This window comes from Neobacillus cucumis (assembly GCF_016908975.1).
GTDB classification, from domain to species: domain Bacteria; phylum Bacillota; class Bacilli; order Bacillales; family Cytobacillaceae; genus Neobacillus; species Neobacillus cucumis.
This window is the reverse complement of record NZ_JAFBEX010000036.1, coordinates 33098-42251: the sequence shown is the minus strand read 5'-3', so window position 1 is coordinate 42251 and position 9154 is coordinate 33098. Positions and strand designations below refer to the sequence as shown.

9 protein-coding genes are annotated in these 9154 nt (G+C 36.6%); 5 read left to right on the top strand and 4 right to left on the bottom strand.

The window, feature by feature from the left end:
- Positions 1-258 precede the first annotated feature (258 nt).
- On the bottom strand, positions 259-1260 hold the full coding sequence (locus JOC76_RS27405) for an inorganic phosphate transporter (protein WP_205181977.1): 1002 nt from the start codon (positions 1258-1260) through the stop codon (positions 259-261).
- Between the two features lie 11 nt (positions 1261-1271).
- Positions 1272-1886, bottom strand: coding sequence for a DUF47 domain-containing protein (locus tag JOC76_RS27400; RefSeq protein WP_205181976.1), 615 nt, complete (start codon positions 1884-1886; stop codon positions 1272-1274).
- Positions 1887-2252: 366 nt separating this feature from the next.
- On the opposite strand from JOC76_RS27400, the gene JOC76_RS27395 reads away from it, so the two are divergent.
- Positions 2253-2507, top strand: coding sequence for a GlsB/YeaQ/YmgE family stress response membrane protein (locus JOC76_RS27395; protein WP_205181975.1), 255 nt, complete (start codon positions 2253-2255; stop codon positions 2505-2507).
- Positions 2508-2550: 43 nt separating this feature from the next.
- Here JOC76_RS27395 and JOC76_RS27390 read toward each other — a convergent pair whose 3' ends face one another.
- Positions 2551-3474, bottom strand: a complete 924-nt coding sequence (locus tag JOC76_RS27390) for an RluA family pseudouridine synthase (protein WP_205181974.1) — start codon at positions 3472-3474, stop codon at positions 2551-2553.
- 121 nt (positions 3475-3595) lie between these two features.
- On the opposite strand from JOC76_RS27390, the gene JOC76_RS27385 reads away from it, so the two are divergent.
- Positions 3596-3982, top strand: a complete 387-nt coding sequence (locus tag JOC76_RS27385) for a DUF5365 family protein (protein ID WP_205181973.1) — start codon at positions 3596-3598, stop codon at positions 3980-3982.
- A gap of 196 nt (positions 3983-4178) precedes the next feature.
- On the top strand, positions 4179-5921 hold the full coding sequence (locus tag JOC76_RS27380; protein WP_205181972.1) for a phospho-sugar mutase: 1743 nt from the start codon (positions 4179-4181) through the stop codon (positions 5919-5921).
- Between the two features lie 113 nt (positions 5922-6034).
- Here the strand turns inward: JOC76_RS27380 and JOC76_RS27375 are convergent, their stop codons facing one another.
- The gene (locus JOC76_RS27375) at positions 6035-6289 is read right to left on the bottom strand and encodes a YhdB family protein (RefSeq protein WP_205181971.1); all 255 of its coding nucleotides are present in this window, start codon (positions 6287-6289) and stop codon (positions 6035-6037) included.
- A gap of 173 nt (positions 6290-6462) precedes the next feature.
- Here JOC76_RS27375 and JOC76_RS27370 point away from each other — a divergent pair, with 173 nt between their 5' ends.
- Together JOC76_RS27370 and JOC76_RS27365 are read left to right on the top strand one after the other, a co-directional pair.
- Positions 6463-7431 (top strand): M14 family zinc carboxypeptidase, encoded by a 969-nt coding sequence (locus JOC76_RS27370; protein ID WP_205181970.1) that lies wholly within the window; start codon positions 6463-6465, stop codon positions 7429-7431.
- 93 nt (positions 7432-7524) lie between these two features.
- Positions 7525-8937 carry a SpoVR family protein gene (locus JOC76_RS27365; RefSeq protein WP_205181969.1) on the top strand — a complete coding sequence of 471 codons (1413 nt, stop codon included), beginning with the start codon at positions 7525-7527 and terminating at the stop codon, positions 8935-8937.
- Positions 8938-9154 lie beyond the last annotated feature (217 nt).

The window sequence follows — 9154 nt, the reverse complement described above, 5'->3', positions numbered from 1 at the left end:
TTGCCCACTTAGATAAGAAAAAAATAAAAAACGTGAAATTGCGGCTGCAATTTCACGTTTTTTATTTATAGATAATTTTTATGTCCCAGCCTCTTCATTTAACTGATAAGAAAGTATAAATTTTGACTTCGAGAATTGTCCAGCTCCAGCGCCTAGCCCCTCGAGGTCACAAGCCAATCCGTCCAAAAGGTTAAAATGCAACCTTTCGGCCGGTTTGTCTTGTGCTTGTCGGGGCTGACCAAGGCGCTTGCGCTTTTCTTAAAGGAACAAATTTAAGATAAAGAAAGCAAGGGATGCAATAAGTGCCGTAATTGGGAGAGTAATTACCCAAGTAATTAACATCCGTTTTGCAGTATCCCATTTAACGCCCTTAAGACGATGTGAAGCACCTACTCCAAGGATACCAGAAGAAATGACATGTGTAGTACTAACAGGTAAATGAATATAGGTCGCACCAAAAATGATTGCAGCTCCAGTTAAGTCAGCAGCAACCCCATTAACAGGACGAATCTTCATAATTTTACCACCGACAGTTTTAATAATCTTCCATCCACCAATAGACGTACCTAGACCCATTGCAAGTGCACAGGAGGCTTGTACCCAAAAAGGAATACCAGCATCTGGTGATAGATATTTACTAGAAACAAGCGCGAGGGTGATGATCCCCATTGATTTTTGCGCATCGTTTGTTCCATGTGAATAGGATTGTAATGCTGCCGTCGCAATTTGGATATAACGGAACCTTTTGTTTGTTTTTGCTAAGTTGAAATTCTTAAATGACACTTTAAAGATACTATAAACAATATAACCCACGACAAAAGCTAAAATGGGTGAAATAATAAGCGCCTCAATAATTTTTATAAATCCACCGTAGTTTAGAGCATTGAATCCTTCTGCTGCAATGGCTGCACCAGCAATAGAGCCAATAATAGCATGTGATGAGGAGCTTGGTATCCCGTAGTACCACGTAAGTAAATTCCAAAAAATAGCTGCAACTAAAGCTGCTAATATTACAACTGACCCGTTATGTAAAGTAAATGGGTCAACAATATCTTTAGAAACTGTTTTGGCTACTCCAGTAAAAGTTAAGGCACCCACAAAGTTCATGACTGCTGCCAGCAAAATCGCTTGACGTGGTTTTAAAGCTTTGGTTGAAACGGATGTTGCAATTGCATTTGCTGTATCATGAAAACCATTAATAAAGTCAAATGCAAGGGAACCAATGACAATTAATATGGTTAAAATAAAAACAAGACTCATTTTTTTGCTCCTTATGCATTTTTCATGATTATGGATTCAAGGGTATTGGCAACCGTTTGACAGTAGTCAGCGATATCCTCAAGATCTTCGTAAATTTCCTTATATTGAATAATGCGGATTGGATCCTTTTCAACAGTAAATAAGTTTTTAATGGATTGTCTTAAAATGTTATCGCATTTTGATTCAAAGTCTTTAATCTTAATGGCATGTTCTCTAATTTGAGATAATTTTTTATTGGAAAGCAAATCAACTGCTATTTGAATTTCATGACAACTTCCCTGAATGGCCTCCACAAACTTTAACATATACTCATCCGCGTCTGTGATGGAGTACATTTCAAAGAGAGCAGCACATGCTTCAAGTCCGTCTAGTACATCATCCATACTCATCGCAAGTTGTAGAATGTCTTCGCGTTCAATTGGAGTGATAAATGCATCGTTTAATTCTTTGATAACTTCATGAACGAAGGTATCGCCTTTAGATTCATACTCTTTCATTTTCTCAGAAAAGATTTTTAAATCACTGATATTTTTTAATTTATAATCTGTAAAGAAATCTACACTCTCATCAAGATTTGATGCAATATTGCTTAATAATGCTGAAAATTTATCTACTTTTTTAGCCATTTGCTATTACCTCCAATAATTAACCAAAAATAAATATTTGCTTGTTCTGACTCAAATAAGTTTATCTAAAAAATGTCGAAAAAAGAAAAAATTTACGATAAATTTACAAAAACTTAACATTAGAATTTTCAGAAAAAATATCTAAGGTGTTTATATAATCTTTTTTACTTTTGCCTAACAAACCACATTTATGTGTTTCGATTTCATTTTAGATAAAAACCAATCCTGATTAAAATTTTGATGAGTATAAATAAAAAATAAGGGTACTTTATACGTACAGGCAGTTATCCAAGACCAAAATCGGAATCTTAACTGTCTAAGGAATGCAAAAAAAGCAATTAAGGATTCTAAAAAGGAGTGTTCTAAATGAGTTTCATTTGGGCATTAATTATTGGCGGGATTATTGGATGGTTAGCAGGTCTAATCGTTGGGAGAGATGTTCCGGGGGGCATTATTGGTAATATCATCGCAGGTTTTGTGGGTGCATGGCTTGGAAGAGCAGTTTTAGGAGATTGGGGACCTGAAGTGGCTGACTTCGCGATTATACCTGCCATAATCGGTGCTGCCGTATTAGTTCTTCTTTTAAGCTTTATCATGCGTGCCTTTAGAAAAGCTGATTAAAATAAAAAAACGAGAAAGGGTGTCTAAAAAAAAGACACCCTTTCTACATTTTTGAGATATCAATCATCTTGGATATTTCTGGTAAATCTGTAAATGGTGCGTGAATTTCAATGAATTCCTGAGTAAATGGATGAAAAAATTCAAGTTTTGCGGCATGCAATGCTTGTCTGTTTATGATTGGCTCCCCGCCGTACAATGTATCTCCAACTAAAGGGTGACCGAAGTGGCTCAAATGAACCCTAATCTGATGGGTTCTTCCAGTTTCTAGCCAGCATTTGAGATAAGATATTTTCTTTTGTTTATTTTCATGGATTACCTGAAAATGAGTTATCGCAGCTTGTCCCGATTGTGATACTCTGCGTCTAACAGCATGATGGCGGTCACGACCAATAGGCATGTTTAAAGTGCCTTTCTTCTGTTTCAGTAATCCATGTACAGCAGCGATGTAGGTCCTTTTTATTTTACGTTGCTCTAGCATCTTATCTAAAATAGCACCTGCTAAAGCGTGTTTTGCAAAAAGAATCGCACCTGAGGTATCACGGTCCAATCGATGGATTTGCCGAACGTTGGCTGATTCTCCTTTTGTTAACAAATAAAAGGTAGCAGCGTTAATAAGAGTATTGTTTTCATTAATAGGATCATTTGGATGTGTATTGATAAAGGGCGGTTTATTTACAATTAATACATGTTCATCCTCAAATAACACGCTTAACTCTTGATAAAAAGGCTGAAACTGTGGAGCTTCCTCTTCGAAAAGATGGAGCTGCAGTGTGGTACCTAAAGTAAGTGGTAAATTCCAATTAACCCGATTGCCCTCGCATAGTATCTTATTTTCGGTTCTGAATTGATGGGTCAATTTTTTGGGAGCCTGCCACGTTTCTCGGAAAAGTTGATTCACCGTCAAACCATCCCATTCACGTGGAACCACGATTTGCAGCCACTGACCCGTACGTTTTGTATTAATCATTTTTTTCTCCTTTATAGCTTCAAGCTGTGGTGATAATTACCACCAATATTTACGCTAAATTATGTTATTCTTATGATATATATTACGACAGAAATAAGCGACGGCAAAGGTGGGTTAATACGTGAAAATTGTTTTTGCCTCGACACCAAGTCAAGAAGAAGAAATTAATGAACTGGTGAGGTACTTTTATTCTAATATTTTTCCTCTATATTTTAATGATGAAGAAATTAATCAATTTGAGGAATTAAAGGTCTTGGATACGTCTTTGGATTTTAATACATTAAAAGACGCTTTTCAAATCATGACCAGCATTCAAACCGTTATTTCCATTTTAGAATCAACACCATTAGATGAACAATATGAAACGGTGTTTAATAAAAACGTAGCTACTCTTAAAGAGTATGGCTTCTTTTTCCCATTCGATTTTGAGCAATTTGTCGATGGGAAAAGCATGAAAAGTTCAATGCTCAGTATTTATACCAAAGCTGACAATGAGCTAATAATATAAGATAATATAAAATAAGCCTGTATTTTTTACAGGCTTATTTTAATTTCTGCTCTTATTGTTATCTTTTTTGAGGTATTATAGTAAAGAGCTTTCATGGAATCTGCAAAAATTGTCGGTTTTTATACTGTTGTTTTTAGAGGAATAATAGTTATAAACTAGAATTATTGTATGGACAGAAATAGGAGGGAACACATCTATGGATTGGAAAGCAATTGCGAATAATTGGTTGGAGTTTTCAGAGTTAGACAATGAGTTAAAGAATGAATTGGAAGCATTAAAGGAAAATGAGAAACAGCTCGAAGAAATTTTCTATAAGAACTTAGAGTTTGGTACTGGCGGAATGCGCGGCGAAATTGGTGTTGGAACAAATCGAATGAACATTTATACCGTTCGTAAGGCTTCCGCAGGGTTAGCTGCATACATAGAAGAGAATGGTGAAGAAGCGAAAAAGCGCGGGGTGGTAATTGCCTATGATTCACGTCATAAATCACCTGAATTTGCGTTGGAAGCAGCCAAGACTCTTGCCTCAAAGGGAATTCAAACATACGTATTTGATGAGTTACGTCCTACCCCGGAACTATCATTTGCTTTGAGACACTTAGGGGCTTTTTCCGGAATTGTTGTAACAGCAAGCCATAATCCACCAGAATATAATGGATATAAAGTTTATGGATCTGATGGCGGTCAGCTTCCTCCAGAGGCTGCTGACGTAGTGATTGCTAAAGTAAATGACATCGATAATGAATTATTAATTCAAGTCAAGAGTGAGCAAGAATTACGAAGCCAAGGTTTGATTAAAACAATCGGGGTGGAAATTGATCAAGTCTATATTGAAAATTTAAAAACGATTTCCGAAAATCCAGCTCTTGCTGAAGAAACAGATATTAAGATTATCTTTACACCATTACACGGGACAGCCAATAAACTAGTCCGTTCAGGTCTTGCAGCATTAGGTTATCAAAATGTTTCAGTTGTCAAAGAACAAGAATTGCCTGACCCTCAATTTTCCACCGTAAAGAGCCCTAATCCAGAAGAACATGCAGCATTTGAATTAGCGATTCGAGATGGAAAGAAAGTCGGAGCAGATATTTTAATTGCTACCGATCCTGATGCTGACCGTCTGGGAATTGCCGTATTAAATGACGAGGGAGAATATGTTGTTTTAACTGGTAATCAAACGGGTGCTTTATTATTGGATTATCTTCTTACACAGAAACAAGAAAAAGGAACCCTTCCTAAAAACGGGGTTGTACTAAAAACGATTGTAACATCAGAATTAGGACGAAAAATTGCTGCAGCTTTCGATTTAGAGACAGTTGATGTATTAACTGGTTTTAAATTTATCGCTGAAAAAATCAAGGAATATGAAACAACGGGTGAGCATACCTACCTATTTGGGTATGAAGAATCATACGGCTATTTAATTGGCGACTTTGCACGTGATAAAGATGCCATTCAAGCAGCACTTCTTGCTACGGAGGTCTGTGCTTATTATAAAAGACAAGGCTTAACCCTTTATCAAGGACTGTTAGGCGTATTTGAAAAATATGGTTTCTATCAAGAGGGACTTCGCTCTTTAACGTTGAAAGGAAAAGAAGGGGCAGAATTGATACAAAGCCTATTAGCTTCGTTCCGTAATGAGCCTTTAACGAGCTTGGGTGCCCTTACCACTTTAGCGCAAGAGGATTACAAAACAAGCATTAGGACAGCGAAAGATGGCGAAGTTTCCATTCAATTGCCTAAATCAAATGTTTTAAAATATATCTTTGAAGATGGGTCATGGGTTTGCTTACGACCATCTGGAACAGAGCCAAAAGTTAAGTTCTATTTCGGAGTAAATAGTCCAAGTCTTGCTGAAAGCAAGCAAAAGCTTCAAAGTGTTGAAAAAGACTTTATGGATTTAGTTGATCAAAAGTTAAAAAAGATTCAAGCTGTATAAAGCAAATTTAGAATAAGAAAAACGGTCTCCACGAATGGAGACCGTTTTTTTGGTGGAATTCTTTTTCCGGTAATTAAATTTAATTCTCAATAAAAAGGTATTCACATTTTTTTTCAGGAAAGACTATACATCGGTAAGCCATTTTCATCAGGATCCAGAGCTTCATTAGCATGGTCAATGTAACGAAGAAGATTATATAATTTTGTTTCAATTACGGAGTAGTCACGTTCAAAATTGTAAGCATGCAGGAATTGTTCTATTTTCTTTGATAAAAATTGGTCCTTTGTCCGAACCATTAAGATTAGCAAATTGTCCCATTCTGATCTGTGCGTATAATATAACGCTCGGTCGTAATCCAATTTATTCATTTGTTTATGCCCTCCTCCTTATTAGGAGTTGACTTTATTTTATGACAATCCTCTAGATATCTTTCACAGAAAATGTTGACACCTGATGTTTACGCTGTTTTTAACATTTACCTGTATAAAATAGAGTACTAAAGGAAAGAGGTGTTTCTTTGATAAAACTGGTCTCTGTCATTTTGAGTTTTTTTTTTTTAACTAGTACTGCAGAAGCCAAAATAGTTAAAGTGAATAAACCATACTCATATGAAAGGCTTGTACATGATTTAACGGAAGTCAAAAAAATATATAATGAAGAACTTGAAATTAAATCAATTGGAACCACTCATTTTGGTAAGGATATTTGGGGTATTAAGCTAGGAAGGGGGGAAAATAATATTGTATTGATTGGTGCTCACCATGGACGCGAATGGCTGACGAGTGCCCTTTTAATGAACATGCTTGAGAATTATGCGGAAGCCTATCAGGAAGGTAAAAGAGTCGGATTTAGATCAACAGATATATTAAATCAAGTGTCAATCTGGTTTATACCTATGTTAAATCCAGATGGTGTGAATATACAGCAAAATAACCTAGCATCCTTTTCTAAAGCTCACCAGAATCAATTATTCATTATGAATGAAGGTTCAAAGAATTTTAAAAGATGGAAGGCAAATGGGGTGGGAGTGGATTTAAACAGACAATACCCCGCAGGCTGGAAAAGTTTAAACCCCGAACCGTCAAATCCAAGCTACGCCTATTATAAAGGTGAGAAACCTCTTGAATCGAAAGAAACTGCAGCCCTAACCCGTTTTATTAACGAAATAAATCCCTCTATTGCTGTTGCCTACCATACAGCAGGAAGAGAAATTTTCTGGCATTATAAAAATGGTAAACATCTCAAGCGAGATTATAAAATTGCCAAAAGTATTTCGAGGATAACAAACTATAAATTATCGAAGCCAGACCCAGAAGCAGTTGGCGGTGGATTTACTGATTGGTTTATTACAACTTATCACAAACCAGCCTTGACGATTGAAGTTAGTTACTTGGTAGGAGAAACAAGCCCGCCTCTTTCGGTTTTTTCAAGAGAATGGAAACGTAACAAATATGTAGGTCTCGTTCTTGCCAAAGAAGCGAAAAAGCTAGAAGGAAAAAAGAATCAATAAACAAAAAGGCTTGCTACTGTTTTTTGGCTATCTTTCTCATCATTCTTACTTTTTCTTCATACATTGTCTTAAGAGGAAAAGGGGGAGTGAGGAATGAACATAGAAGATCGTAAGCAGCTTGAATATGCCATTAGTGAAATTACCGAGATAGCCAAAGGTTTTGGACTAGATTTCTACCCAATGCGCTATGAAATTTGCCCAGCTGAAATTATTTATACATTTGGTGCATATGGTATGCCAACACGATTTTCACATTGGAGCTTCGGAAAGCAATTCCACAAAATGAAACTGCACTATGATTTAGGTCTAAGTAAAATTTATGAACTGGTAATAAACTCAAATCCTTGCTATGCTTTTTTGCTTGATTCTAACACCCTTATTCAAAATAAGTTAATTGTTGCTCACGTTTTAGCGCATTGTGATTTCTTCAAAAATAATGTCCGTTTTCAAAATACCAAAAGGGACATGGTTGAAAGCATGGCAGCTACAGCAGAACGAATTCATAAGTATGAAATTCAATATGGAAAAAGGGAAGTTGAAACCTTTTTAGATGCTGTCTTGGCCATCGACGAGCACATTGATCCTTCATTAATGAGACCGAAACTTTCATGGTCCATATCAGATGAAGAGGAAAGTGGTGATGAGCAGCGGAGTGTAACCCCATACGATGATTTATGGAATCTTGATGAAAAGGATAAACCAGTTACTTCTACCCAGAAGAAAAAGAAGTTTCCGCCAAAGCCTGAGAAAGATTTATTATTATTTATTGAAACCTATAGCCGGGAACTAGAGGATTGGCAACGTGATATCTTAACCATGATGCGTGAGGAAATGCTTTATTTCTGGCCGCAGCTTGAAACGAAAATTATGAATGAAGGATGGGCCTCTTTTTGGCATCAACGGATATTGCGAGAAATGGAATTAACAAGTGGAGAAGCAATTGAATTTGCAAAACTAAATGCCGGTGTTGTTCAGCCATCAAAAACGGGTATCAATCCTTACTATCTTGGTATAAAAATCTTTGAGGATATTGAAGAAAGATATAATAACCCAACGGAAGAGATGAAAAGAAGAGGAGTTCAGCCTGGATCAGGACGGGAAAAAATGTTCGAGGTTAGGGAAATAGAATCCGATATTTCATTCCTTCGCAATTATTTAACAAAAGATCTTGTTATGAGAGAGGATATGTATCTTTTCCAAAAGCAAGGAAGAGATTATAAAATTGTCGATAAAGAATGGGAGCATGTCCGTGATCAATTAGTCAATATGCGGGTAAACGGAGGGTTTCCTTATATTACCGTCAATGATGGTGATTTCTTGAAAAACGGAGAGCTATACTTGAAGCACTGGTATGAGGGTGTTGAATTAGATGTTAAGTACTTAGAAAAAGTTCTTCCTTATATTCATCAGCTTTGGGGCAGACCGGTTCACATGGAAACCACCATTGAAGAAAGAAATATGCTGTTTACGTATGACGGGAAGGGTGTTCATCGAAAGTATTTATAAAGTGGAAAGGCAGCTATCACAGCTGCCTTCAGGCTGTCGAAAAACTCTCGACAGCCAATTATTTTATTCATTTACTTAATAATTCACCGCGTTAATTTATTATAATATTGTTAATATATTTCGGGTTTTCAACAAGTCTGTTGATTGGCGCTCCAGGCACTTCGCTTTCCGCGGGCGTGCCGGGGAGCCTCCTCGTCGCTTCGCTTCTGCGGGGTCT